This is a genomic window from Roseibium sp., from assembly GCF_048261595.1.
Lineage (GTDB): Bacteria > Pseudomonadota > Alphaproteobacteria > Rhizobiales > Stappiaceae > Roseibium.
The window spans coordinates 215,483-239,052 of sequence record NZ_JBLXFW010000006.1; the positions used below are offsets into that span (position 1 = coordinate 215,483).

Annotated in this window: 23 protein-coding genes, 3 tRNA genes, 1 pseudogene and 1 other annotated feature; of the genes and pseudogenes, 11 read left to right on the top strand and 16 right to left on the bottom strand. The window is 56.8% G+C overall.

Going from position 1 to position 23,570, the window contains the following annotated elements; genetic code table 11:
- Window positions 1-45: 45 nt before the first annotated feature.
- The 5 genes from ACN0SY_RS18175 to ACN0SY_RS18195 form a co-directional block, all read right to left on the bottom strand.
- Window positions 46-990 (bottom strand): DMT family transporter, encoded by a 945-nt coding sequence (locus tag ACN0SY_RS18175; protein ID WP_417689663.1) that lies wholly within the window; start codon window positions 988-990, stop codon window positions 46-48.
- A 140-nt stretch (window positions 991-1,130) separates the two neighbouring features.
- Window positions 1,131-1,445 (bottom strand): lipid-A-disaccharide synthase N-terminal domain-containing protein, encoded by a 315-nt coding sequence (locus ACN0SY_RS18180; protein ID WP_417689665.1) that lies wholly within the window; start codon window positions 1,443-1,445, stop codon window positions 1,131-1,133.
- A gap of 35 nt (window positions 1,446-1,480) precedes the next feature.
- Window positions 1,481-2,245 (bottom strand): glycosyltransferase family 2 protein, encoded by a 765-nt coding sequence (locus tag ACN0SY_RS18185; protein ID WP_417689667.1) that lies wholly within the window; start codon window positions 2,243-2,245, stop codon window positions 1,481-1,483.
- Complete coding sequence (locus ACN0SY_RS18190) at window positions 2,238-2,990, bottom strand: phosphatase PAP2 family protein (RefSeq protein ID WP_417689741.1); 753 nt, start codon at window positions 2,988-2,990, stop codon at window positions 2,238-2,240. Before ACN0SY_RS18190 ends, ACN0SY_RS18185 begins: the two co-directional genes overlap by 8 nt.
- A gap of 197 nt (window positions 2,991-3,187) precedes the next feature.
- Window positions 3,188-4,975: an ArnT family glycosyltransferase gene (locus tag ACN0SY_RS18195; RefSeq protein ID WP_417689669.1), complete on the bottom strand. Its 1,788-nt coding sequence runs from the start codon at window positions 4,973-4,975 to the stop codon at window positions 3,188-3,190.
- Window positions 4,976-5,153: 178 nt separating this feature from the next.
- Between ACN0SY_RS18195 and ACN0SY_RS18200 the strand changes: the two genes are divergently transcribed.
- Entirely contained in the window at window positions 5,154-5,993 is an 840-nt protein-coding gene (locus ACN0SY_RS18200) for a phosphodiesterase (protein ID WP_417689671.1), read from the top strand.
- The gene (locus tag ACN0SY_RS18205; protein ID WP_417689672.1) at window positions 5,990-6,538 is read left to right on the top strand and encodes a CAP domain-containing protein; all 549 of its coding nucleotides are present in this window, start codon (window positions 5,990-5,992) and stop codon (window positions 6,536-6,538) included. The genes ACN0SY_RS18200 and ACN0SY_RS18205 overlap by 4 nt, the downstream gene beginning before the upstream one ends.
- 192 nt (window positions 6,539-6,730) lie before the next feature.
- On the opposite strand, the gene ACN0SY_RS18210 is transcribed toward ACN0SY_RS18205, so the two are convergent.
- Entirely contained in the window at window positions 6,731-8,116 is a 1,386-nt protein-coding gene (locus ACN0SY_RS18210) for a YcaO-like family protein (RefSeq protein WP_417689674.1), read from the bottom strand.
- 300 nt (window positions 8,117-8,416) lie between these two features.
- Between ACN0SY_RS18210 and ACN0SY_RS18215 the strand changes: the two genes are divergently transcribed.
- Entirely contained in the window at window positions 8,417-8,680 is a 264-nt protein-coding gene (locus tag ACN0SY_RS18215; RefSeq protein ID WP_417689676.1) for a hypothetical protein, read from the top strand.
- Window positions 8,681-8,752: 72 nt separating this feature from the next.
- A complete protein-coding gene (locus tag ACN0SY_RS18220; RefSeq protein WP_417689678.1) occupies window positions 8,753-9,052 on the top strand; it encodes a hypothetical protein in 300 nt (99 codons plus the stop codon).
- Between the two features lie 5 nt (window positions 9,053-9,057).
- On the opposite strand, the gene ACN0SY_RS18225 is transcribed toward ACN0SY_RS18220, so the two are convergent.
- Window positions 9,058-11,061 carry a BTAD domain-containing putative transcriptional regulator gene (locus ACN0SY_RS18225; protein WP_417689680.1) on the bottom strand — a complete coding sequence of 668 codons (2,004 nt, stop codon included), beginning with the start codon at window positions 11,059-11,061 and terminating at the stop codon, window positions 9,058-9,060.
- 379 nt (window positions 11,062-11,440) lie between these two features.
- Between ACN0SY_RS18225 and ACN0SY_RS18230 the strand changes: the two genes are divergently transcribed.
- The 3 genes from ACN0SY_RS18230 (at window position 11,441) to ACN0SY_RS18240 (ending at window position 14,330) form a co-directional block, all read left to right on the top strand.
- On the top strand, window positions 11,441-11,680 hold the full coding sequence (locus ACN0SY_RS18230) for a hypothetical protein (protein WP_417689682.1): 240 nt from the start codon (window positions 11,441-11,443) through the stop codon (window positions 11,678-11,680).
- Window positions 11,681-12,449: 769 nt separating this feature from the next.
- Window positions 12,450-12,737, top strand: a complete 288-nt coding sequence (locus tag ACN0SY_RS18235; RefSeq protein ID WP_417689684.1) for a DDE-type integrase/transposase/recombinase — start codon at window positions 12,450-12,452, stop codon at window positions 12,735-12,737.
- Between the two features lie 513 nt (window positions 12,738-13,250).
- Window positions 13,251-14,330, top strand: coding sequence for a hypothetical protein (locus tag ACN0SY_RS18240; protein WP_417689686.1), 1,080 nt, complete (start codon window positions 13,251-13,253; stop codon window positions 14,328-14,330).
- Between the two features lie 91 nt (window positions 14,331-14,421).
- On the opposite strand, the pseudogene ACN0SY_RS18245 reads toward ACN0SY_RS18240, so the two are convergent.
- The 3 genes and pseudogenes from ACN0SY_RS18245 to ACN0SY_RS18255 all read right to left on the bottom strand — a co-directional run bounded on the left by ACN0SY_RS18245 (window position 14,422) and on the right by ACN0SY_RS18255 (window position 16,291).
- A pseudogene (locus ACN0SY_RS18245) lies at window positions 14,422-15,450 on the bottom strand (IS3 family transposase).
- Window positions 15,033-15,161 (bottom strand) — a sequence feature (AL1L pseudoknot). Its footprint overlaps the pseudogene before it by 129 nt.
- A gap of 368 nt (window positions 15,451-15,818) precedes the next feature.
- A tRNA-Arg gene (locus ACN0SY_RS18250) sits at window positions 15,819-15,895 on the bottom strand.
- Window positions 15,896-15,985: 90 nt separating this feature from the next.
- Window positions 15,986-16,291 (bottom strand): ETC complex I subunit, encoded by a 306-nt coding sequence (locus ACN0SY_RS18255; RefSeq protein WP_417689687.1) that lies wholly within the window; start codon window positions 16,289-16,291, stop codon window positions 15,986-15,988.
- 559 nt (window positions 16,292-16,850) lie between these two features.
- On the opposite strand from ACN0SY_RS18255, the gene ACN0SY_RS18260 reads away from it, so the two are divergent.
- Complete coding sequence (locus ACN0SY_RS18260; protein ID WP_417689689.1) at window positions 16,851-17,342, top strand: hypothetical protein; 492 nt, start codon at window positions 16,851-16,853, stop codon at window positions 17,340-17,342.
- Here ACN0SY_RS18260 and ACN0SY_RS18265 read toward each other — a convergent pair.
- From ACN0SY_RS18265 to ACN0SY_RS18285, 5 genes are all read right to left on the bottom strand, one after another.
- On the bottom strand, window positions 17,317-18,018 hold the full coding sequence (locus tag ACN0SY_RS18265; RefSeq protein ID WP_417689691.1) for a hypothetical protein: 702 nt from the start codon (window positions 18,016-18,018) through the stop codon (window positions 17,317-17,319). The genes ACN0SY_RS18260 and ACN0SY_RS18265 overlap by 26 nt on opposite strands.
- A 330-nt stretch (window positions 18,019-18,348) precedes the next feature.
- Window positions 18,349-18,425, bottom strand: a tRNA-Pro gene (locus ACN0SY_RS18270).
- A 131-nt stretch (window positions 18,426-18,556) separates the two neighbouring features.
- Window positions 18,557-19,021: a DUF192 domain-containing protein gene (locus ACN0SY_RS18275; protein ID WP_417689693.1), complete on the bottom strand. Its 465-nt coding sequence runs from the start codon at window positions 19,019-19,021 to the stop codon at window positions 18,557-18,559.
- Window positions 19,022-19,142: 121 nt separating this feature from the next.
- Window positions 19,143-19,724: a cold-shock protein gene (locus ACN0SY_RS18280; protein ID WP_417689695.1), complete on the bottom strand. Its 582-nt coding sequence runs from the start codon at window positions 19,722-19,724 to the stop codon at window positions 19,143-19,145.
- Between the two features lie 163 nt (window positions 19,725-19,887).
- Window positions 19,888-20,646, bottom strand: a complete 759-nt coding sequence (locus tag ACN0SY_RS18285; RefSeq protein WP_417689697.1) for an SIR2 family NAD-dependent protein deacylase — start codon at window positions 20,644-20,646, stop codon at window positions 19,888-19,890.
- Window positions 20,647-20,788: 142 nt separating this feature from the next.
- Here ACN0SY_RS18285 and ACN0SY_RS18290 point away from each other — a divergent pair, with 142 nt between their 5' ends.
- The 3 genes from ACN0SY_RS18290 to ACN0SY_RS18300 all read left to right on the top strand — a co-directional run bounded on the left by ACN0SY_RS18290 (window position 20,789) and on the right by ACN0SY_RS18300 (window position 22,438).
- Window positions 20,789-21,229, top strand: coding sequence for a VOC family protein (locus ACN0SY_RS18290; RefSeq protein ID WP_417689699.1), 441 nt, complete (start codon window positions 20,789-20,791; stop codon window positions 21,227-21,229).
- 124 nt (window positions 21,230-21,353) lie between these two features.
- Window positions 21,354-21,428: transfer RNA gene (locus ACN0SY_RS18295), tRNA-Glu, on the top strand.
- Between the two features lie 155 nt (window positions 21,429-21,583).
- Entirely contained in the window at window positions 21,584-22,438 is an 855-nt protein-coding gene (locus ACN0SY_RS18300; protein WP_417689701.1) for a GNAT family N-acetyltransferase, read from the top strand.
- Between the two features lie 39 nt (window positions 22,439-22,477).
- On the opposite strand, the gene ACN0SY_RS18305 is transcribed toward ACN0SY_RS18300, so the two are convergent.
- Window positions 22,478-23,431: an ornithine cyclodeaminase family protein gene (locus ACN0SY_RS18305; RefSeq protein WP_417689703.1), complete on the bottom strand. Its 954-nt coding sequence runs from the start codon at window positions 23,429-23,431 to the stop codon at window positions 22,478-22,480.
- Between the last annotated feature and the right edge of the window lie 139 nt (window positions 23,432-23,570).

Sequence of the window (23,570 nt, forward strand, 5' to 3'; positions counted from 1 at the left end):
GCGATCGCTCCGCTCTTGAGACAAGCGGCAGACCGGGTCAGGTCCCTAGTGGCTTGACCCGGAAGCCCGCGATGCCACCCGTTTCCATACAGAGCCCGGAAGCGTCGCCAGCAACAATCCGGCCATCACACAGCCAAATCCGATGAAGTGGAAAGGCTGCAGGGTTTCACCAAGGAAGGTGACGGCCATCAGCACGCCATATGGCGGCAAGAGATACATGAAGAAGCCGGTTACAGACGGGCCGATCGTTTCGATGCCATACTGGTAGAACGTAAAAGCCAGCAACGACACGAAGACCACCGTCCCTGCGATTGCCGTCCAGGCGTCGACCGTCACGGGAAACGACTGCGTCACGATGGTTTCCCAGACCATGAAAGGCAGCAACGTCAGCGCCCCTGCCCCGGCAACGACTGCGAAGACCGCAACAGTTGGGACCTGCGCCAGGTCGCGGCTCTTGAGCAGAACCGAATAGATTGCCCAACTGATCGCCGCCAGCGCCATAGCGAGATCGCCGAGGTTGAAGGTCAGTCCGAGCAGAACAGCCAGGCTGCCCTTGGTAAGGATCATGACCACGCCAACGAGTGCCAATGCGACGCCCACGACCTCCCGACCTCCCATCCTACGGCCGCGGAAAGCCCATTCCAGCAACAGGATCAGGATTGGCGATGAGGTATAGATCAAGGTGGCATTCGTCGCGGTGGTGAAATGCAGAGCGTGGTAGACAATCCCGCCGCAGATCCACATGCCAAGGAAGCCCAGGAAAACAATGGTCTTCCACTGCGCCTTGAGGATGTCCCGATGCGCCCGAATTCCGCTCCAGGCAAACGGAAGCAGAAAAACGAAGGCGAAGAACCAGCGCAGAAAGGCAAACGTCCAGGGCTCGACCGACGTGATCGCCGCCCTGCCGAAGATCAGGTTCGACGAGAAGAACAGCGGCATGAACATCAGCACCACATAGGGTTTCCATCCACCGGATCGATTGGAGTTCATTTGCGTCCCGCGTCAGCCGTAAAAAGAAAGAGTCGGGAGACCTCGGAAAACCGGCCATCCGACAGCATTGATGGCACCGCTTATCCGTCTCGCCGGCATGGTCGGCAAGGCCATTCAAAGGCGAATAAGGCCTGTCGGTGTCAGATCGCCGGATCCTGGCGCTTTTCCCTGAAGATCAGCCAGAGGTTGCGGAAGTAGATCACCAGGCCCAGGCCCTGCCCGAGGATGATGATGGGCTCCTTCTTGATCACCCCGTAGACGAACAGCATCACGCCGCCCGCAATCGAGAAGAACCAGAATGCGATTGGCACGATCGAGCGCCCAACCCGCTCCGATGCCATCCACTGGACGACGAAGCGCATCATGAACATGGCCTGCGCGGCGAGACCGAACAGCATCCAGAAATCGAAATTCTCGATAAAGACCGAGTAAAACCAGTTGAGCAGCTGATCCATCAGATGTCAGTCCGTTATGCTTGGTATCGTCGCGTTCACTTGGTCAATGCGCTGACGGAAGGAATTTTCTTGCGGCGGCGGCGCAGCCACCACACACCGACGAGATCGAGAACACCAACGAGTGCCCGATCGAAAATGCCGTACTTGGATGTGCCGTGACGGCGCTGACGATCCAGGACATCGACGTGAACTACGCCAAAGCCTTCGCGGATCACCAGGGCAGGCAGAAACCGGTGCCAGCTGTCGAAATACGGAATCTGCAGGAAGACTTCACGGCGCAGAGCCTTGAGACCGCAGCCGCTGTCGCGGGTATTGTCCTTCAGGATCGCTCCGCGCACCTTGTTGGCAAACTTGGAGGCCAGCCGCTTCGCAAGGCTCGCCTTGCGGCCAAGGCGCTGACCGGCGGCAAGCGCCACGGTCGGGCCGCCCGCCTTGAGGGCATCGAGCAGCTCCGGGATATAGGCCGGATTGTTTTCGCCATCGCCGTCAATGGTTGCGACCACATCGCCGCGCGCATTCTGAACGCCTGTCCGGACCGCACAGCTCTGCCCGCAGGAGCTTTCGTGCCGGAACGGGCGGAGCCATGTGTTCGCCTCGGCATAGACCTGCAGCACCTTGTCGGTACCGTCGCTGGACCCATCGTCGATCACCAGGACCTCGAAAGTCCGGCCCTGCAGTGCATCGCGGATCTCATCGAGCAGGATTGGCAGGTTCTCGGCCTCGTCCTTAGCCGGGACGACAACGCTGACCTCCAGGAGTCCGGAGGAAGCAGCAAGGGCTTCGGCGTAACTGCTAGTCATCTTGATCTCGATCGATGTTCTTTTGTGGCTCGTGACCGCCGGTCTGCGTCGAGCGCCAAGGGTTGCGGCGACCGGACATGCCATACCAAACGGCCTTGACGCAACGGGCAGCCGACGCCCGGCTCATTATGGGCTCGATGCGTCCGGCCTCCGAAAGCTGAAAACCGATGCGGCGGCGCGCCATCGCCCGAACCGTAAAGAATGTGAAGGTCATGCCAAGCAAGGTCCCGGCGATCACGTCCGAGGGATAGTGCGCGCCGACCATGATTCTACTGAAAGCCGTCCAGAACGCGGCAACGACAATGAGCCAGCGCCAGGTCGGAAAGATGAAGGCGAGTGCCGTGGCCAGTGCGCCAACAGTTGTAGAATGCCCTGAGGGAAAGCTCGTGTAGGCACCGTGAAACGCGAAGAGATCGAACTCGACCGGCCCGACCTGCTCATAAAGCTTCGGCCGTGCACGACCCAGGCTCCACTTGAAGATGATCGCAAGGATCCCCGTCGCGGCGACCGAGTAGAAGATGAACCCAGCGTATGTAAAGGCTGCTCCCACTGCCATGCGCAGGCGGAAGGTAAGGCGTGATGCCTCCAGCGCCAGGAGATAAAGGCACAGCAGTCCCGTCGACCACAGAATCCAGTGGGCCTTCCCGACGTCCGTGAAGGCAGCAAAGGTGCGCCAGTATTCGCCCGGAAGCGACCGGATCCATGGATAGGTGGGAATATCGAAGAGGACAACCGCGATACCCACGGTCAAAAGAAGTATCGCAAGGAGATCTTGCGGCCTTTGTCCGGGGCGCAATGGATCATGAAACCGGCGGCCACGCTCTGCGCGAGCAGCTATGAGCTGCCGCACGCCGCGAAAGTTTCGACGCATGCGCTGCGCAATCGCTCGAACTTTACCGGAAAAGTTCCTTCTCGTTTCTTCGCTCACCTGCGCAACGTCCGCTATTGTGTGTTCGACTGCGATTTTGGCGCCCGATAGACCCCAATGTCCATCTGCTTCCCACCGTTGATATTCAGGCCGTCTACCCTGCTTACCAGCTCCGGCACAAGACCCAAGGACTGTGCGGCCCCAAGAAACGCCGTTCCCTCCCGGCTTTCGATGACCGCAACGCGGCATTCGCCTGTCCCACTCTCGGCGATGAACTCGGCTGCCTGGCTGGCCGGCACGATATGCGTATCCGTTCCTTGCAGGAAAATGAAGCTCGGCTCGTGAAAACCAGTGGTCACAACCTTTGGCGCAGGACAGGCCGGGACCGCGTCGATAGCGGAAACGAGGCGAGGACTCACCCAGATTGTAGACAGGGATGGTCCGACGAAACCCCAGAAACCGATGGCAATTGAAAGAGCAGCAATGACCGCGGTCGGAACCGCATGCAGCGCAGCACCGGACAATAACCTGGACGCAGCCAGCAAGGCCGCAGCTGCTCCAAGGCCGCATAGAACAACCCCGGGGGGGGATGGCCAGTCGCCGAGATAGAGAGGCCCGGCAAACGCTCCTGCGGTCAGGCCGAGCGGCGGCAGGACAACCAGAATGACGGCGGCCCAGCGCAAGACGCGGCTTGCACGTATGCCCGCGCCATCGATCAGGGCTGCGGCCACAGGTAGTGCCAGGGCAGGAAGCAGCGGCATGGTGTAATGCGGCAGCTTCGTCGCAACCAGTTCGAAGACAACCCAGGACGGGAAGAACCAGGCAGCCGCGAAGACCACCAGCGGGCTGGACTTCTCACGCCAGATCGTTGTTGCAGACAACAGAAGGAAGCCCGGCAGCGGCCAGAAAATTCCGAACATGGCGAGCAGATGGGTCAAGGGCGGCGCTCCGTGCCCTTCCTGCCCGTCGCCGACCTTGCCAAGAAGATCCTTGCCGATTGCCTCTTCAAAGAAGGTGCCGTCCGTAGCGATCCAGATGGCGACAAACCAGGGCAGGACCAGAAGAATGAACCAGAAGAACCCAATGAGCGGCGCTGCCGCCTTGAACCAGCGAACCTTGCGCGTCAGGACGAACAGTCCGGCGACCGTCAGTCCGATCACCATAGGCGCGACAGGCCCCTTTATCAGCACGCCTGCTGCCAGAGCCGTCCAGAAAACGAAGGCCAGTCCCCATTGACGTTGCTCGGTGTCGCGCAGCCACAGCCGCGCCAATGCCCCTTGCGCCAGAACGATGGTCGCAAACAAGGTTGCGTCAGTCTTTGCAAGACGAGACTCGACCCCGAGAATGATTGCCGCCGCAGCAAGAAGACCAACCACAAATGCCACCGGCGGCCCCGCAAAGGCACGCGCCATCCAATAGCTGAGAAGGACGACCAGTACACCACTGACGATAGAAGGAAGACGATAGGCCCAGAGCGGGGCATTTGCGTCATAGCCGGTCAGTTTCACCGCGGCAGCCTGAAGCCAATATATGCCGACGGGCTTCTTGTGACGTGCCTGATCCTGAAACCTGATGTCGACATAGTCGCCGGTTTCCAGCATCTGCTTGGTTGCCTGGGTGAACCTTGGTTCGTCACGGTCGAGCGGTGGCACCGTCCACGTCCCGGGGACGAAGAGGGCCAAGGCCAGGACCAGGAGCAGCAGCGGTGCCGACAGATCGTGACCGAACAGCCGCATCCAGACGGGACGGACCGCCGCAGCATTCTGTCCCATGGAAGTGCTGTCAGCGTGGGACGATTGAGTGACGCTTTCGCCGACGGCTTGCCCGTCCTTGCTCCGTTCGTCCTGCTGGTCTTCACTCATGCTTCGACGTCCATCCAATTCCTCAGGTTCATGACAAGACTGTCACAACCAACCGATATGAAAGTCCCGCCGCTCCTCCTACATGAGCCTGCGGAAAAGGGAAACAGGCGCTTGCCACCGTGCGACGCTCGGGTATCGTCATTCCCAGTCCCCGGCTCATATCCCACCAGGAACAGATATGACACTCATCGCCCACATTACAGACCTGCATCTTCGCCCCAGCGGCCTGACCTGCTACCGCGTCAGTGACACCAACATGCTGGCAGAACGTGCAATTCAGGCAATACGGTCCCTCGATCATCGCCCGGATGCGGTCATCGTGACTGGAGACCTGACCGACCGCGACGATCCGCGCGAATATGCAATGGCGCGCCATATCCTGGCCAAGCTCCCCATGCCGGTCTACCTGATACCGGGCAATCATGACACCACTGCTGGGATGCGCAGTGCCCTATCCGATTATCCGGGAATTCGCGACGCTTCCGGCGACAAGCTGTTCTATGCCGCCGACATCGGCGAGATCCGTCTGCTGGCCCTTGATTCGAACGTTCCGGGCAAGCCGCATGGCCAGCTCGGACATCAGCAGATCGAATGGATTTCGTCGCAGCTTGAGGAATGCGACCGCCCGACCATGATCGCCGTTCATCATCCGCCAATCCTGACCGGCATTCCGCATATGGACGAAATCGGCCTTGCCGATGCCGATGCCCTTGGCGAGGCTATTGCCCCCTACGCTCACGTGGAGCGGATCATCTGCGGTCATGTTCATCGGCCGATCGTCGCTTCCTTTGCCGGCAAGATCATGACCCTGGCTCCAAGCGTATCCCATCAGGTCGTGCTCGACTTCAATCACACCGCAAACGGCATGTTCAACTTCGAGCCGGCTGCCTACTTTCTTCATCGCTACACGGCAACGTCTGGCATGGTGACACATACAGCTTATGTGGAATCGGCTCCGGGTCCTTATCCCTTCTGGGCCGATGAAGGCGTTACCTGGCCGGGAGACGACAACGCATGAGCCGTTCGACGCTGGTCATGAAGCTCCCGATCCTTATGGCGCTGGCGACGGCACTCTCATTGCTGGCGTCCTGTGGCGTATTGGACAGCGGCAAGGATCTGGAAGAAGCCCCAGTCATCTCGAACGTTCCCGTCGATAACTCTGCCATGCTGTCGATGTTGAATGCCTATCGTTCGCAGAACGGCCTACCGCCCCTTGCCATCGACGAGACGCTCAACCGGGTCTCCGTCGACATGGCACGTCACATCGCGGAGCGGGACAGCATGGATACCTGGCAGCACAGCGATTTCGGACTGTCGCAGCGGCTCGACAAGGCCGGCTATCCGAACTACGCCGGGGCAGAGAACCTTGGCGCTGGATATGCCTCGCTTGATGCCGCATTCCGGGGTTGGCAAGGATCGGCCGGTCACAACAAGAACCTGCTCAACCCTTACGTGACACGGGTCGGAATCGGACGAATGGTCCGCTCCAACGGGAAATGGCGGAATTTCTGGGCAATGACGCTTTCGCGGCCCAAGGAAGATGGACCACCCACCATCCGCTAGCTGCAGGCAAAAAAAGAGCGGGCACGAAGCCCGCTCAGTAAAGTTTCCAGAGACCCCAAAAGGGCCAACCGGCAATCGCCAGTGAGAAATCAACTCATAATATGAGTTTTAATCTCATGTTTTAGATATCCCGCTGCTCCGCCGCTGTCAACAGGCCTGCGGAGAAAGGCTCGAGACTGCAAATACCTTTATTCAAAAGGGAAATGGCCTCGCCGATAGAATGCTCTCGGGAAGAGGTTCATCTGCATGCCCCCGGCGGACGACACCCTCAAACAGACGTGCCTTGCCGAATCTTGGCTGCCATGAGCACAGGTCCCCGGACAACACCTTCACGCAAGGTATTCCGATGTCCGCGCGCGTCGCGTTGAAGGCGTACAGACCGAGGCCCTTTTCAAGGCAACTATCGATCAGGTCGTCCGTAGCATGGGTCTTGGCCAGCTCGCGTAAATCAGCTTCGGGAAATGCGGAAATACCTAGATCCTTGTCCAGATCGACGGTTGCTCCATACCGGACGTCTGCTGGCCATTGCGGGAAATCCAGGGATTGCGCCGAGCGGACGGCAAGAGATCTGGATCTCTCACTCTGTAGCAGTTCGCCCAGCGCCGAAGCCATCGCCTCGCCAACACTCCTGCCGGCGGCAGACCCCACGCAAGCTCCCAATCCATCCGGTTCGCGAGACACAGCCAGAACGACATGCGTGGCAAGATCTGTGTCAAGGATGAGAAAATCCGTCCTCCGAGGACGGTTCTGCAGATAGTCGCATGGGTTTCGGTGGATAAACTCCTGCCAAAACATGGATTCCAGCACCGTTATCCCCAAGCGGTTGTACCAGGCCTGGGACACAACGTCTCTTTCCACCACTTCCTCGACCGCGCGCCGCAATGCCTCCTCGTGACTGTCGTAGACCGCTGTGCCGGAGGTTGAGACCAGTCCCAACCCTCCAAGACCGAGCCCTCGCCCTTCTCCCATCAGAACGCCAAATGCAGGAACGGCTGATGCCCTGCCGGATCCAACCTCACGTACCTGGACGCGCCTGTCGCATAATCTGTTCCAGTCGATACCACCCGAAGAAGAGACTGTGCTCAGGCCCCGATAGGTCTGCGCAAGTTCCAGTTCCTGACGAACGCTGAAGCCCAGCACCGGTCCAAGCTCCAGCTCCGGACACGCACCTGTTCGAAAAACCCTCGGATCGTTTTCCCCGCTCGTCCACAAGCTAAGGCGCTCAGCTAATTCTCCGAATGCAGAAAGCAACGCCTCCGCCTTCGTGTCCCCTTGACCTCCCGCAACGAGTTCAAGCGTTTCAATCTCCGCCGGCAAAGCATGCGCCTGGTCAAGTTCGGCAAGCACCGCGACCATTTCCACCGGGGCATGGGGAAGCGTTGTGTCTATGACCTTGATTTGAACCAGATCGAGCAGCGGAGCGAATAGCGCCAGTGTCGCCTCTGTCCACGGAGGTGTCAGGCCGAACCCCTCTTTACACCAATCAGCAGCCCCCCACTCACATAGGCGCCGCACCGCGTCCTGCGTGGCCGGCAAAACGGGTGTAATGCGCCCGCCCGGAGCAGCTTCAGCCCACATCCGCGCCAGCTCCCGGAAAGGAGAGACAACAGGCTTTTCATATGAAGCGGGAACATCCACAGCCGGAAACTACCCAGAATTGAATTCCGATACGTTATCTATCGCCATTATTGCCAATCCGGTGCGGATCGAGAAGCGTTATTCCGTGAACGAGAAAAGACAGGCATCAGCCTTCCGGAACAATTCATCCCCTGAGCTGCCTCCGGTTCCACTGCCTCTTTTCCCGTGCGCAACGAACGGCTGTGCCAACGCGAACGCACCGTTCAGTAACCAACACCCGCGTGAATGGAAAGGCGTCCAATGACACATCTTGCTACTCGTGAGGACACTCTCGCACTTGGTGCGAAACTCGGCGCAAAGCTGCAGGACAAGGATGAGCGTGCGAAACTTGCAGACAGCCTGGCGGCAACGGGCGAACTCACTGTTCTCGCAGATACGCCCGATACGGTGCATCTTGTGATCCCGTCGAGTGTCGACGCGTCCAAAGTCGATGATGAAGCCTATCTGGAAGAACTTGGCAAACGCGCGCTCGGCTCATGCGTCTATCACATTCAGCCTGATTGATTTTCCATCGGAGCTCCGGCTGATGCCGGGGCTCCATCCAACCGTCATGCCTCCCAATCAGTGAGACCCTAGATGCCAAGATTTCCTGTCTATGAGCGCAACATAAAGGAACTGGGCCGGATCCTCGCACGAGCGGCTACCGATCCTGAATTCAAGCGCCGCCTGATGGACGATCCGGCAGAAGAACTACGGCGCGCTGGATTGCCAGAGGCGACGGTGCAGCTTTTCGTTTTCAGCGTGATCGACGAGAGCAGTCTCGATCGGCCGCCCGTGGTCCTTCCGTTCAGGCTGAACGAAACAAAGCTTGCGGCGCAGGACCCTGAATATCTCGACCAGGTCGCCAGCATCGTCCCGGCTGGACATGTGAACTGACCGCTCTAGTTCGTCAGGAAGCCTCTGACGAGATCTACCCCGCGCGTGTAATTCGCCCGAACAGTCGGGTCCTGGTACAAATTCGAGCGGTCCAGCCAACCGGCAATCGCCCTAGGGCCTTCCTGAACCGCCTGGGCGAGCGGCCCGGTGCTCCGCCGTGAAAGATCGGCAAGCGCCAGATAGGCTTCCTTCTCCCGCCCGGAACACGCCAGCGCCGCCACCTTCGTCGTGATCGCCGACATGCTTTCCTGCGATGCTCGATTGAGCATGTCGAGCGTCGTCTCGAATGCTCCTGCCGCGAACTGGATATTGGCCAGATACTCGTAGAAGAACCGGGGCACCACCGGAAGCAGCGAGAACGCCCGCTCCGAATATTTCTCGGCTTCGGACACCTCCCCGATATAGGCAAGCCCCTCCGCCACCGACATCAGGTTTGTCGGGTCGAACGGGTTCAGGCGAGCAGCCTCTGCAAATGTCCGATGCGCATCACTCTTGAAGCCGGATTGCAGCAGAGACCAGCCACGCATCCTTTGACAGAAGACATGCCAGGGATCGAGAAAGACGGCACGCTCGGCGAGATCAAGGATCTCCGATGGCGCTGGATGCAGGCCATTGTTGTCAGGATAGTGCAGCAGTTCCTTGAGACCGATCGAGGCCATTCCGGCATAGGCGACGGAATAGGAGGGAAAGTTCTTCTGCAGATCCTTGAGGATGGTCAGTGCCTTCTTGTCGGCAGAACGATTGAACTCGCACAACAACGCCTCTGCCTGGCACCAGCGCGAAAATGGCAGCTTGCTTCCGCCCTGCCCACGCAGCCGGCCGACAATGCGAGCCTGAATCCGGTTTACGGTCTGCGAAGCCGTCTCGCGCAGCTGCCGCGCGTGCGTGACATCCTTCAGATCGATCACTTCGTTGAACAGAACCTGCCCGGAGACCCGATTTTCAAGTTGCAGATAGACCGAGGACATCATGTCATCATAGCGGAACCGCAGCATGTAGGTGCCGAGCTCGTCTCCGCCCTCGACCATCGTCATCGCGGCCTGAGCGTTTCCGGTCCCAAGATCGCTTTCATAGATCTGTATGTTCCGGTAGGCGCCAAGGCAGGTGCGAATGTCATCGAGAATCGACAGGGCCCTTGCTTCGAGCTCTTGAGGATTTGCGAAAGAGGCAATCATCAGCCTCGGGAGCCGGATAGGACCATCCGTATCGCCCTGCTGCCAACGCGCGGCCGCCATATCCCTGAACGGGTCGATCGTCAGGCCGTGTGCCGCAACCGGTGGCAGCGGTTTTTCCTGGTCGAACAGCCTGAGCGTTTCCTCCTCAGGCGCGACGTCCAGAATCGCGCGAAGTTCCGCCTCGCATCTTTTCATCTGCTGCTGCGCTTCGGCTTTTCTGCCGGTGGAGAGATAGGTCTTGATCAGCAACCGATGGGCATGTTCACACGCGCCATCCAGTTTGAGGAGAAAGTGACAGCCGGCTTCCAGTGCCGGCAGATCGTCCACTGCGGCCAGCCGGTCGACCACTCGAAGTCCGCGCGACATGAGATCCGAAAGAACCCTTTGACGCTCCACGATCAGCCAGTCGCCATAGACGGGATCCAGATTGTCGAAGCCGTTCATAAAACCGCCGCGCAGGAGGCTTTGTGCAAGTTCCAGCGCCTTCACTTCCCCCGTATCGATCAGGTCGAAGATCCGGGTCAGGTCACTCGAGATCGCCATTCCCGTAATGGCAAGGTCCGTCTTCCCGGCAATCAGGAAGCTGACACCCGTCGCCTGCTCAATCTTGCGCAACTGTCGAACAGCCTGGCGCAAGGACTGGATAGCTTTTTCCCGCGGCGCATTGCTCCACAGAATATCGGCAACCTGCTCTCGCGGGACGCGGTTTTCCGGATTGAGAAGTAAAAAAGCCAGAATTGCCAGGGACTTTCGCGTTGCGACTGCAACTGGCGCCCCAGCGTCATCAACCAGCTGAGGCGACCCCAAGCATTGCATGATCAGCCGAGCCGTCATCCCGTGGTCCTTGTTTGCAAACCGGCAGAAATCATCGAAAAGCCATCGAAATTAAGCAAGTAACGGCATTTCACACCAAAAGTCCCCACAATTTATCACGGTAATTTCACGCTTGAAACTGATCCTTGCGCTCAACAAACTATCGAAAGGAAGAACGACACGATATCATCGCTTGCTACAACAGCCCCAGTGCGCGCCACATTGCATTGCCGATATCCGGCGGAAGCAAAGAGGCGACGGGGCGTCGAGTGTCATCAAGCCATATGCGTCGTGTGCGATCGTAACGTCCGATAGCAAGGTTCACGTGATCATCCTGCCCTTATCTCATGCAGGCTGTCATGGTGATGTTCAAAGGACTTGAATGGAAACGGTTAAGCCCATGTCGAATGCAAAAGAATCCAACAAAGCCAAGTCTCAGGAAGAACTTGACCAGGATGAAAGCCTTCGCCGGATGATCGCCTTTACAAAGCGGGAAGCGGAAAAGGATGGTCGGACCTTCTGCGCCTATCTCCTGGACATGGCAATGAACGCCCTGAGTGAGGACACCCCGGAGATGAACATGGCCCTCAAGGCCAAGATCACCCCGCTGTCTCTCGAGCAAGGCCGCACCAACGGCTGATGGCCAAGCGCCTCGCGACAGCACCACCGATGCGCGAGGCGGCACTTTGCGTCTACCGTGAATTGAGCGTGAAAATCATGCAGCAGTGATGCGGTGTTTCGTTTCGGGAAATCCTACTCAAATCCAGGAAACCTCGATTATTTTTGCCAATTGCATTCCGTACTATGATCGCTAGTGGTGAGAAAGCGATGTACCCTCGGGACTTTTTTTGATCCCCATTTGCGTGGGGTTTCTAAGGCGGTCTATAGAGTATTCCGGTAGCTAAGATTTGCCGGAAGGCAGCGTCACCCATGCGACGTATTTCAACTGGAAAAAGAGACACGCCGGACTGCTGACGGATCAGATGAACCCGCCGCCGACCAAGAGGACAGTAGCAGCGATCTAAAAAAGATCGTTACAGATCTGACACTTGAGCGCGAGTCGCTCGACTACGCCCTCATTCGAGAGTTGCGAGGCCCGACCGGAACCCCAAACTGGTCGAAGGGATGCTGGCCGATTGGAGAGCAAACTCGCTCGGGTCACAGAGGAACGTCGCATCTTAAATTGAAGCCGGGTTAAACAATCGATTCAGTGAAATCGATTGCCCGAAAAAACGCGACTGCGTACTTCGAAAAGGATATGAAGTGAGGTACGCGTTCGTCGCCGAACGTCGCTCCGTATTTTCGGTGCGGACGATGTGCTTTTGTTTCGCATACCTTCTGGCAGCTTCTACGCTTGGCTTGAGCGATCCGCTGAGCAATCGCACCAGGCGGACATTCGTCAGGCGTAGTTGATCCCAGTCAGTCCGGCCAGACTAGCTGGGATCAAGGCTCAGGTCGGCTGCTACCGGCGTCGACCCGGCTTCTATGGCAGCAAACCCGCTGTGGTGGTCGATAACACCCTGGCCCGGCAGTTCGATGTCGATGCACGGGACACCGCCTGGGTGACCGACATCACCTACATCAGGACCAAGGAGGGCTTTGCCTACCTGGCGGTGATCACCGACCTGTTCTCATGCCGTGTTCTTGGCTGGTTCCTGCAATACCGGCAGACAGACGAGCTTAACCTCAGGCTTTGAAGATAGCCGTTGGCGCAGTAAGACTCAGAACACGGTGCTGATCCACCCAATCAGGAGGCTCAATCCACGAGCATGAAATGGGCCCGCTTCCTTCGACACCACAGTATGAATCGTTGTATGAGCCGACGCGCAAACTGCCACGGCAATACTGTGGCAGAGACTTTCGTCAATCTTCTCAAGCGCGAAAGAATCGGCGCAGAACCTATCGAAGCCGGAATGACGCGCGTCAGGATACGTTCGACTACATCGAGATGTTCTACAATCGAACCCAAAAGTACGCCCAGACCCGGATACTCTGGCCCGCCGACTTCGAGAACAGACACCAATCATGAACTAAAAGGTACCTACGAGAGGCAGGTTTATTCAAGTTCCCCCGACACAGGCCTTCACGCGCCCCCCGTCCCTAAGCCAGAAATGTATAACCCGCCCACAAGCGGCGACTGTAGGTCAATATTTCTTGACTATAAACGATACACTAAAATTCAATCCGGACCACCGATAGGAACACAAAAAATGACTGATAATACGAGTTTAAAACTCATATTTTCTACAAACAAACAAACTCGATATGGCGCGTCATCCGTTGGTGGATTTGCAGATCGCATAAAGGGCGCAGCGACAGCATTTATTCTCGCGAAGTTATTCAACAGGAAATTTTATATTGATTGGAGTCTTCCCGAAGAAGTCGAGAATATTTTTCGCGTCCAACCGAAATTTAAACTGCCAGCTTCATTGCATCATGACGGGTCGCGCCAATTCAAAACCTTAGATCTTATTGATATACATTCCCGAAATCTCTTAGATTATGAGCTGAAATTAGCCTTAAAATATCGTCACAAAAAATCTATTTTTGGCAAGAATGATATGTACTTAATACATGCGAATTTTTTTGATATGAGCCTTTTTAGTGCTGTTATAGATGATGTGTTTGAAGCATTTGGAATAACACAAGCTGAAAATCAAAATGAAAACTTTTTGTTCAGGACGATATTCAATGAATTGTTTTACTATGCGAACCCCCTAGAGAAAAAGCCGCCAAACGAGGCGCTAACCGCCATCCGTAACGCGAATGATCTATTGGTAGGCGTACACTTCCGAACTGGCGCTAATGTAAACTGGTCTGACCCAGAAATGGATTCCGAAGACAATTGGAGGCTTGTTGTAAAAGCCTGCCAAACCTTTGCTGCTCAAAATGCCGGGCAAAAAATTGGCTTCATTGTTGCATCCGATAACCCCGCATGCAGACAGAAAATTTCTGACACCCTACACCGTGAGTTCCCGGTGTTTACCTTCTCAAGCGAGATTTTTCATCTTGAGAGAAGCGCCTTAAAACTTAACACGCAACCTCCGCTTTCTGATGTATTCTTCGAACACTCCTGTTTATCGATAGCCGATGTCGTTATTTGCGGGAGTGGAGGCTTCGCGCAAACAGCGAGTGCAATTGGGGGCGGAAAATTATACTTATATTCTGACCTAATCGCACCAGTTGACCAAAAGAGAGCCTTATCTGCTCCTAAAAAACTGGCACAAAATCTACTAACGGATCGCTTGAAAAGGTTGCTAATCCGCGCAAAGTATCCTTTCCGCTGTTAGAGCCTTGATACTTCTTGAATGACCACGCGTTCCACTTACAACTATTCGTCCATGAACCACGCTAGGTTTGCCGGAGGTTGCTTGGTTTAAGTTATGCAGCCCCGGTCGTTTGTTCCAGCGTGGCGTAATAATGTTCCTCCGCTTCAGCTCGAGGAATGTTTGCTATGGGCTCCGGAAGGCGCTGGTAGTGGAACCAGTCATCCCATTCGAGTGTTGCGAATTCGACAGTTTCGAAGCTTTGCCACAGCCCCCGACGATGAATGACGTCGGCCTTTAAAGCCAGTTGATCGTTTCGGCGAGAGAATTGTCGCAGATGTCGTCGACACTTCCTATCGAGGGCTCGATATCTGCCTCAGCCAGCCGCTCCGATACCTGATCGACACATATTGAATATCCCTGTCAGAGTGGTGGACGAGGCCGCCTCCATGAATGGGACGCCGATCATAAAGCGCTTGTTCCAGGGCATCGATAACGAAGGTGGCATACGCCGTCCGGCTGACGTGCCAACCGGCGATACGCAGTGCAACAGGCAACATCGAAGCCCTCAAGCTGCAATTGCCACCAGACCTTGCGAACGCCATAGACCTGGAAGTTCTCCTCGAAGACATGGCGGATCTCGATCTTCAGGGTTGTATCGCGGCGAGCGCGGACTAAAAGTCGATCCACGTCCACTCGCCTGGAGATGTTCCCACAATAAGTCGATGGGGCAATCGGTAGAACTCTGCAAATCGGCTCGACCCCAAACACCCCTCGATGTTCTTCGACGAAGGCAATCATCGCTTCAATGGACGCCCAAACTCTTTGGCTCGCTCCGCTTGGGCAAAATAAGCAGACGCCTTACGCAAGATCTCGTTGACCCGACGAAGCTCAAGGTTCTCCCGTTCCAAGGCCGTCACCTTCTGGGCCATCTCCGTCGGAATGCCAGCCCAGGCACGACTATCAACCTCGGACTTCATAACTTATTCGTTCAACGTGTGCGCAGAGCGGTCGATCTTCGCTACTATTGATACGGTCGCCTGCCAGCAAGATCCATGCTGGCTCTTATTGTCCAGCACTAGCGAACCGCTAGTTCGCGTACGTCCGGGGACCCCTTGTCGTCGCCTTGCTCGTCATGCTCCATCCTACTCAGGATCTGGAGCCCACGCCAAACCCGGAGCGATTCGCTTATCTAGTAAGCTTAAAATTGCAAGAGCGAGAATACAACCAACTGCAACAAATCGTTAACTCTTTCCTTGCCAAGAAGTTCTTACCGACCGTATCGCCACCAATGTTATCTCAGAGCATTTTAAGCAACACGCATTGAGGTCTCGACAATGATAATTTTTGACGTGACTTAAGGGTTGAAGGCCATCAGACACGCACCCTATGGCTCGCTATTGTTATTGATTTTATGGTCGGAATTTCCCCGCACCCTACGAGCTTCCCCGCACCCGAATCATCAATAACCCATTGATACTATTTATATATTTTTCAAAATTTCGAAGAAAGTGGCGACCCCGGCAGGATTCGAACCTGCGACCATTCGCTTAGAAGGCGAGTGCTCTATCCAGCTGAGCTACGGGGCCGTAAGGGCCATCAGAACGGCAATATGGGCCGCACTGTGGCGCCTGGTCGGTGACCGTGCCGAACGGCGGCAAGGTTACCAGGTCGAACGATCAATGCGTCCAGGGAGCGATCCGATCGAACTTGAAGTTGTCGGAGTAGGTCGCCCCGCGCACCACTCTCTCACGTGGCTCCTCCACGCGGAATGCGATGCCGTTGCGCTTTGCATAGGAAACGGCGTCTTCCTTGCTGTCGAAATGGAGACGGATCTGCTGTTTCATGTCCGAGGACGAGGTGTAACCCATGAGCGGCTCCACAGAGCGGGCCACTTCCGGCTCATAATCCAGAACCCATCTTTGGGTCTTGGCCTTCCCAGACTGCATTGCGGTCTTCGCCGGACGGTAGATACGTGCAACCATGATCCAGGTTCCCTGCATTTCCAGGCCCTCGGCGAGGCGCAAGCCTGCCGAAAGCAAAATCCCTAACGCTTTTTCCTGCCTTTCGGCATGAAGTCAACAGGAGATGGCCATCTCCTGACATCAGCCAACAATATAAGGTGGAAGTTAACCAACCCGTCAGGTGGAACGATCAGGTGACTATACAACCTCAAATAGTCCATGCAATTTGTAGCGAAGATGATGAGGGCCGGTTAGGATCGCAACCTCGTTTATCCCGAGACTCACTTGCGGCGAGTAGATTTCACATATCATGCAGATACCCCCGTTTATCACGAGCGAAATTCACGTCCCTCAACGCAATCACCGGTCGCACGACGACCTCAAACAGCTCCGGCAGCAAGTGGAAGAGCACAACCTGGTGGATATGTGGGACATGATTCTGCTACTCGATTATCAGGTTGCTAACGTTCATGAGTTATGTGCTGAGACACGTGAGGAGTTCTGCGGTATTGTCTCTCTGTTATTGAAGGCTTTCACCAAGTGAACTCAAAGCACTCAAACAGAGGTCTTGTGCACTTTGTTGACGAAAAACCGGACGGTTTTCACAGAACTGGGAACTGACGCCATCGAGAAGGGTCTCGCCGACCCTCAACTCTCAGCATTTTACGAGAGCATGATGTCGTCGTCTGGCCTGGTGTCGGAGAAGCTTCGGGAGCACATGCCATACCTGAGCCTGTGCTCGGACAAACTCGATGGCCTGTCACCGCCGCCGATTTTTTATGTCGGACGCCGGTCCAGTCAACGTGCCCTGTTCGGCGAAGACTGGGCTATGCAGCAGGGTGAAGAACTGCGCACCCCGGACCCGGAACTCGAACACGCCTCTGCACAAGCCTATTGCGCAGCACTCGAAGAGCGGCCCTACTATGGCTATGCGCGCACCTCGGTGCATATCGGTGGATCGGTCGTTGATATCGCGTTCGAGCGCCTGATCATCGCCCTTCGTCCGTCGCCGCAGTCCGAGCGTCGTTTTTGCGCCTATTTCGGCGTCATTCAGGATCTTCAGAAACTATAGTCTTCGCCAGCGTGACCAGGTCGTTGCGCGTCGAATAGACCAGCCAGTCATCCGGCCGGATATGCTCTGGCGGCTTGACCCAATGGGTCCCGCGTGGCGCAAAGCGCCGGTATCCGACCCGAATGCCGAATCCCTTCATTGCGTTGCGCGCTGCCATCAGCCCGTAGAGATAGTCCGGCGACCATTTCAAAAGCGAGATCAGGAACCCCAGCTGGGTCAGCGCCTCGGCAAGCCCCTGCCCGCGAGCATCCTTCCGAAGCCACAGGTTGCCATGGTAGACGATGCGCCCGCGCATGAAGAATGCGTCGTGGGCGTGCTCGAGCCCCAGTTCCGCTTCCTCCGACGGATCCACGAACATGCGCCGTTGCTGCTGCTGCCAGTGCTGACCGAGACTTCTGTCCCGAAGATCCTCCACCTTTGCCGCCTGTACAGACACAGGCTCCCCCTTCCGGTCCCAGGCCCCGATCCAGAAGGCGCCGCTGCTGTGAAGGTCGAAAAACTTGCTGGAGAAATCCTCCATCAGGTAGCGGTCCTCGGTTGCCCGGACCGTATCCTCGAAAAGGGAAAAGTCGGAACTCTCCTTCAATCGCAGACCGGCTGCACGAATTTGACGCTCCAGCACCGCAACTGCCTGCGTGATCTCCAAGGTCTCGTCGCCGATTTCATCAACGTGCATCTGATCAACCTGACCGTTGTTTATTGATTGCAACCTGCAGATCATGGTGATCAACTTTGCAGCACCATTAAAGCCACAATGCTCCCGGACCAAAACTATCCAACGAATTTAATTATTTACGCAACGGTCACTTATTGAACAATGAATACGCAAACTGCTCAAATATTGGCAAATACTACCGAAATCAGGCAATATTCATCCTTTGATTGAAACGGAAATTGTATAGTCCCAACCGAAACATTTGGATGGAAAAGCCAAATCGAATCGAATTCTGTCGCCGCAGCACAAAGCTTTGAGTCTCGGCAGATTGATTTGTTTCTGAAGGGAAAATGGTCGGGGCAGCAAGATTCGAACTTGCGACCCTCTGGTCCCAAACCAGATGCGCTACCAGGCTGCGCTATACCCCGACGAGTGACCTTGTCACCATGTGCCCCGGTATACCCATTTTGCCGGGGAGTTCAAGCCACCAAATCGAATTGCGTGGAACGATCCCCCGCCGTGATCCTGACAGATGGGCGCAGCTGGATTCCAAGGGAAGCTATTGCGTCTTACTGATTGTCGGAGAGACCAAGCGGTCACCTGCGGCAAAACCAAGCCTTTCAGCCGTTCCGCCAACGACTTCCAGCACATAACGAGCATCGCCTCTGGATGGAATTATCTTCTCCGAGAACGGCGTCGTCCGGTCCGCAATGCGCACGATCAACCCATCCTCCGCCGCGAAGATGATGTCGAGTGAAAGGGGGGTGTCCTTCATCCAGAAATATCGCTCGCCCTCGGCATCGAAGACGAACAGCATGCCGCGATCCTCCGCCATTTCTTCGCGGTACATCAGTCCACGAGCCCGCTGCGCGTCTGTGCTGGCAACCTCGACCTCGAATGTGTGGGTCGTCTCTACGGTCACGATTTCCAGTGTCTCGACCGGCAGGGGGATCGGCTCTTGAGCAAGGGTTGAGCCCGCGCCGAACACCATGCAGGCTGCAAGAAACACAACTGCGGTTGCCATATGACGCATCATTGCAATCATTCCCTTCAGATGAACCCGGAAACGTAAAAAGGCCGGAATATTCCGACCTTTTCAAGACTGCTGAGTGCCGGTTCAAGCCGGAGCCGACCAAGCACCGGCATCAATGAGATGAGGGAATATGAACCCCGGCGGTACCTACAGGTCTGATTTCCGCTGCCATACGTCCCTTCGGGCCGGTCCCAAAGCGCACCAGAACATCCTGTCCGGGACGCAACTCGGTTATGCCGAAGCGGCGCAGGGTTTCCATGTGGATGAAGATGTCCTCCGATCCCTCGCCCTGGGTCAGGAAGCCAAATCCCTTCACGCGATTGAACCACTTGACCGTGGCCTGTTCGAAGCCGCCTTCCGGAACCACCTGGACATGGGTTCTCGAGGGCGGGAGCTGAGAGGGGTGCAGTGCAGTCGATTCGTCCATCGAAAGAATACGGAAGGCCTGCAGACCTCGTGGACGGTCAAGCACCTCACAGACGACCCGAGCCCCTTCGTAAGCGGTCTGGTAGCCGTCTCGCCGCAAGCATGTCACATGGAGGAGGATATCCCCCTCACCGTTATCCGGGACAATGAAGCCATATCCTTTGGCGACATCGAACCACTTGATAGAGCCCGCAATCTCGATCACATCGACGGCTGAATCCTCGGCCGCTTCGATCGTGCGGGGATCCGTAAAGGTCTTGCCCCCCATAGCCAAATGCCCCGTATCTGGTCCGCATCACATTCAATCCAAAGCAGCCAGTACCGACTCAACAACGGATTGATTCCTAACAAAAGGATAACATCCTGCCCCAACGCGAGAAGGGAAATTGTCGAACTAACCACAGACGATTTGGGTGGGGGCCCGGAAAGACTTAGCCAAAACCTTCAAATGTCTCGGCAATCGGCGAACGGATACAGGCTTCCGCATGGTCATCGAGAGGCGTCTCCTGCCGGTTTACGACCACCAGCCGTGCCCCTGCACGGACAGCGGCGAGTGGCAATTGCGCCGCTGGATGCACAAGAAGCGACGACCCGACGACAATGAACACACCCGCTTGCCCTGCGGAATGAAACGCCTTGCGGGTGGCGTCTTCCGGCATTGCCTGCCCGAAACTGACGACGGCCGCCTTCAAGAGGCCACCGCACGCGGAACATAACGGCACCTGCCCTGCCTGCCAGGTTTTCTCCAGCGGCTCCAGCTCCTCCACCCGTAAACACTCCAGACAGGACGCATATGTACTGTTGCCGTGAAGCTCGATCAGCTTGTCAGCTGGCGTACCTGCACGCTGGTGCAAACCGTCGATGTTTTGGGTGATGAGCAGGTCAAGCCCACCGGCTGCGGCCAGTCTTGCCAGCGCTTCATGAGCCGCATTGGGCTGGGCCGCATCGAAGATTCGCTTCATCTCGAACCTCCGCCGCCAGTCTTCTCTCCGGCTCTCCGGGTTCAGCAGGAAATCCTGAAACTCGATCGGCTGTAGTTTCGACCACAGTCCACCTGGCGAACGAAAATCCGGCACGCCTGACTCCGTTGAGATGCCGGCGCCGGTGAGAACCACGACGTGTCCGAACTCATCTTCGATGACATGGCGAAGAAACTCTCTTGCGCTGCCAACACTGGTAATTTCTGTCATAGCCCCTACTCTACGATGTGAAGTTGCCGGCGTGTACTGCGCACCGGAGATCCGGGAGCCAGCGCTTTTTGGGTGTCATGCCGCAATTCGAACTACCGCCCCGTTGAAGTTTCCAACTTGAAACCGTTTTGAGGAAAATTTCATGCGCTACCTGCACACAATGGTTCGCGTCACCAACATCGACGAATCCCTTGATTTCTATTGCAACAAGATGGGCATGACCGAAGTTCGCCGCATTGAAAACGAAGGCGGCCGCTTCACACTGATCTTCCTTGCAGCGTCCGAAGACATCGCCAGCGGCAAGGATGTCTCCGCCCCACTTCTCGAGCTCACCTACAACTGGGACCCGGAAGAATATTCTGGTGGCCGCAATTTCGGACACCTCGCCTATGAGGTCGACAATATCTATGAATATTGCGCCCAGCTTCAGGAAAAGGGCGTGATCATCAACCGCCCTCCGCGTGACGGCCGCATGGCCTTCATCCGATCGCCGGACAACATTTCCTTTGAACTGCTTCAGAAGGGCAAAGCCCTTGATGTTGCAGAGCCGTGGGCGTCCATGCCGAACGTCGGCGAATGGTAATCACCACGTGTTTTACACATTCACAGGCCCGTTCCAGCGGGCCTGTGAATTTTGTCCCGAATGCCTCTTGCAGCATCTGAATTTTCTGCCTATAAGCCTTCCCAAGACGCGAACGCGTCACCGCGCGCCCATCGTCTAGCGGTCAGGACGTCGCCCTTTCACGGCGAAAACAGGGGTTCGATTCCCCTTGGGCGTGCCATTTCTCCCTTAAAATTTGTCCTGTCTGCCCGCTCCACATCGAGCGAACGTCTTTTTGCGTCACTCGGTCGACTGCACCGCCATTTGACCTGCTCCGTTGCCTGCACATAAGAAGAGTTGTCGCAATCCAACCGCTTGCGCAATACGGAGAGCATGATGTCGGCCGCACCAATTGATATCCGCACCATGAATGAGGCCGATCTGGAGACGGCCTTGAGCTGGGCCGCACGGGAAGGCTGGAACCCCGGCCTCGACGATCTCGCTCCCTTTCATGCAGCCGACCCCCATGGATTTTTCATGACCTGTATCGAGGGTGAGCCAGCAGCCTGTATCTCCGCAGTTCGTTCGGGCGAAACCTACGGCTTCATAGGTTTCTACATCTGCCGCCCCGATCTTCGTGGCAAGGGAGTTGGGATGGCCACCTGGCATCATGCCATGGCCTATCTCGACGGGCGCACAATCGGCCTTGATGGCGTCCTCGAACAGCAGGACAACTACCGGAAGTCAGGTTTCGAACTGGCGCACCGGAACATCCGCCATAGCGGCATCTCGTTGGCTGACACACCCATGGACCCGAGGATTTGCACAATCGGTCGGGGGCTCTTTCCAGCCATCAGCGATTACGACCGCCGCTTTGTCGCTGAAGCACGAGATGATTTCCTGAAAATCTGGTGCGCGCCGACGGTCAGTTCGCGCCGGGGCTTCGCGTTCGTTGAGGATGGCTCTGTCAAAGGCTATGGCGTTATTCGTCAATGCCAGGATGGCTTCAAGATCGGCCCGCTCTTTGCCGACACAGCCGAAATTGCCGACACCCTGTTCCGGGCGCTTGCCGGCCAGGCAAAGGGTCAGACGGTCATTCTGGACACACCTGAACCCAATGAAGCTGCCATGGCGCTGGCGGAACGCTACGAGCTGTCTCCGGTCTTCGAGACCGCGCGCATGTTCAAGGGGCCGGCTCCCGACTTGTCGCTCGATCGCACTTACGGCATCACTACCTTCGAGCTCGGCTAGGCACAGGCGCTTTCAGAGCCGGCAGGCAGAAAGGCAACGTCAGATCGAAGCGCCACGATGTGTCTCATAGGCGAGCATTGCACCGGCCAGGTCCTCAAGCGCCGCGCCAACCGACTTGAACAAGGTGATCTGATCGTCACTGGATCTGCCTGCATGTTTGCCGCGCGCAAGGTCGTAAAGATCAGCCTTGATGTCTTCCGTCTTCAATACGCCGGAGCGAAGCGGCTGAACGATATCGCCGCCTTCCTTCGTGCATCCGTCCATGGTGTCAACGAAGACGCAGGCTCGGCGGATCGCCTCGTCATCACTCTCTCGCATCGTCGGCTTGAAGGCGCCGACAAGGTCCACATGGGTACCCGGCCGCAACCACTCTCCCCTGATCAGCGGGTCTTCTGACAGGGTCGCAGCGCTGACAATATCGGCGGCGCTCACCGCCGCCTCAAGGTCCGCGGTTGCATCGCAGGTCACCCTGAATTGCTTCCCGGCTTCTCCTGCCGCAAGACGCGCCTTGTCGAGGTTCCTTCCCCAGAAAGTCACACGCGTGATAGGCCGAACGGCCATATGCGCACCGACGAGATTGTACGCGACACGGCCACTTCCGGCGATCACCAGATGGCTTGCATCGGATCGGGCGAGATAGCGGGCGGCCAAAGCCGAAGCGGCTGCCGTTCTGCGGGCAGTCAACTCTCCGCCGTCGATCAAGGCCAGCATTTCGCCGGTGCCCGCATTGGACAGGAGATACTCTGCGGCAACCGCCGGCAACCCGCGTGTGGCGTTGCCCGGTACGACATTGACGATCTTGACGCCCGCATACTTCCCCGGCACCCAGGCCGGCATGAGCAGCATCGTGGCGTCCGCCTCGCCGGGAACCGCCATGTCATGATGATGGCGGACCGGCATCTCGCAGCCAGTTTTGAAGATGCCTTCCAGGGCTTCGATCAACTCCGCGAATGGAAGTGCCTTGCGGGTATCATCCTTCGACAGCAACAACATCGGCCCTGTTCCCTTGCCTGATTCAATAGGTCTGTCAGAGCTATAGGAGATCGGGGATGGCCGGTCGAGCCCAAGGTTCAGAAGCGGGCGGGAAAGGTCCTGAACGAAAAAGGCCGGTACCCTTCGATACCGGCCTTTC

Excerpts from the sequence above, each read along its gene's own strand:
- ACN0SY_RS18290 (WP_417689699.1), top strand. The coding sequence starts at position 20,789 with ATGCGCTACCTGCACACAATGGTTCGCGTCACCAACATCGACGAATCC.
- ACN0SY_RS18275 (WP_417689693.1), bottom strand. The coding sequence starts at position 19,021 with ATGGCAACCGCAGTTGTGTTTCTTGCAGCCTGCATGGTGTTCGGCGCG.
- ACN0SY_RS18185 (WP_417689667.1), bottom strand. The coding sequence starts at position 2,245 with ATGACTAGCAGTTACGCCGAAGCCCTTGCTGCTTCCTCCGGACTCCTG.
- ACN0SY_RS18205 (WP_417689672.1), top strand. The coding sequence starts at position 5,990 with ATGAGCCGTTCGACGCTGGTCATGAAGCTCCCGATCCTTATGGCGCTG.
- ACN0SY_RS18300 (WP_417689701.1), top strand. The coding sequence starts at position 21,584 with ATGTCGGCCGCACCAATTGATATCCGCACCATGAATGAGGCCGATCTG.
- ACN0SY_RS18220 (WP_417689678.1), top strand. The coding sequence starts at position 8,753 with ATGCCAAGATTTCCTGTCTATGAGCGCAACATAAAGGAACTGGGCCGG.
- ACN0SY_RS18180 (WP_417689665.1), bottom strand. The coding sequence starts at position 1,445 with ATGGATCAGCTGCTCAACTGGTTTTACTCGGTCTTTATCGAGAATTTC.
- ACN0SY_RS18175 (WP_417689663.1), bottom strand. The coding sequence starts at position 990 with ATGAACTCCAATCGATCCGGTGGATGGAAACCCTATGTGGTGCTGATG.
- ACN0SY_RS18215 (WP_417689676.1), top strand. The coding sequence starts at position 8,417 with ATGACACATCTTGCTACTCGTGAGGACACTCTCGCACTTGGTGCGAAA.
- ACN0SY_RS18265 (WP_417689691.1), bottom strand. The coding sequence starts at position 18,018 with ATGCACGTTGATGAAATCGGCGACGAGACCTTGGAGATCACGCAGGCA.
- ACN0SY_RS18200 (WP_417689671.1), top strand. The coding sequence starts at position 5,154 with ATGACACTCATCGCCCACATTACAGACCTGCATCTTCGCCCCAGCGGC.
- ACN0SY_RS18280 (WP_417689695.1), bottom strand. The coding sequence starts at position 19,724 with ATGGGGGGCAAGACCTTTACGGATCCCCGCACGATCGAAGCGGCCGAG.
- ACN0SY_RS18195 (WP_417689669.1), bottom strand. The coding sequence starts at position 4,975 with ATGAGTGAAGACCAGCAGGACGAACGGAGCAAGGACGGGCAAGCCGTC.
- ACN0SY_RS18225 (WP_417689680.1), bottom strand. The coding sequence starts at position 11,061 with ATGACGGCTCGGCTGATCATGCAATGCTTGGGGTCGCCTCAGCTGGTT.
- ACN0SY_RS18240 (WP_417689686.1), top strand. The coding sequence starts at position 13,251 with ATGACTGATAATACGAGTTTAAAACTCATATTTTCTACAAACAAACAA.
- ACN0SY_RS18285 (WP_417689697.1), bottom strand. The coding sequence starts at position 20,646 with ATGACAGAAATTACCAGTGTTGGCAGCGCAAGAGAGTTTCTTCGCCAT.
- ACN0SY_RS18230 (WP_417689682.1), top strand. The coding sequence starts at position 11,441 with ATGTCGAATGCAAAAGAATCCAACAAAGCCAAGTCTCAGGAAGAACTT.
- ACN0SY_RS18305 (WP_417689703.1), bottom strand. The coding sequence starts at position 23,431 with ATGTTGTTGCTGTCGAAGGATGATACCCGCAAGGCACTTCCATTCGCG.
- ACN0SY_RS18210 (WP_417689674.1), bottom strand. The coding sequence starts at position 8,116 with ATGTGGGCTGAAGCTGCTCCGGGCGGGCGCATTACACCCGTTTTGCCG.
- ACN0SY_RS18255 (WP_417689687.1), bottom strand. The coding sequence starts at position 16,291 with ATGGTTGCACGTATCTACCGTCCGGCGAAGACCGCAATGCAGTCTGGG.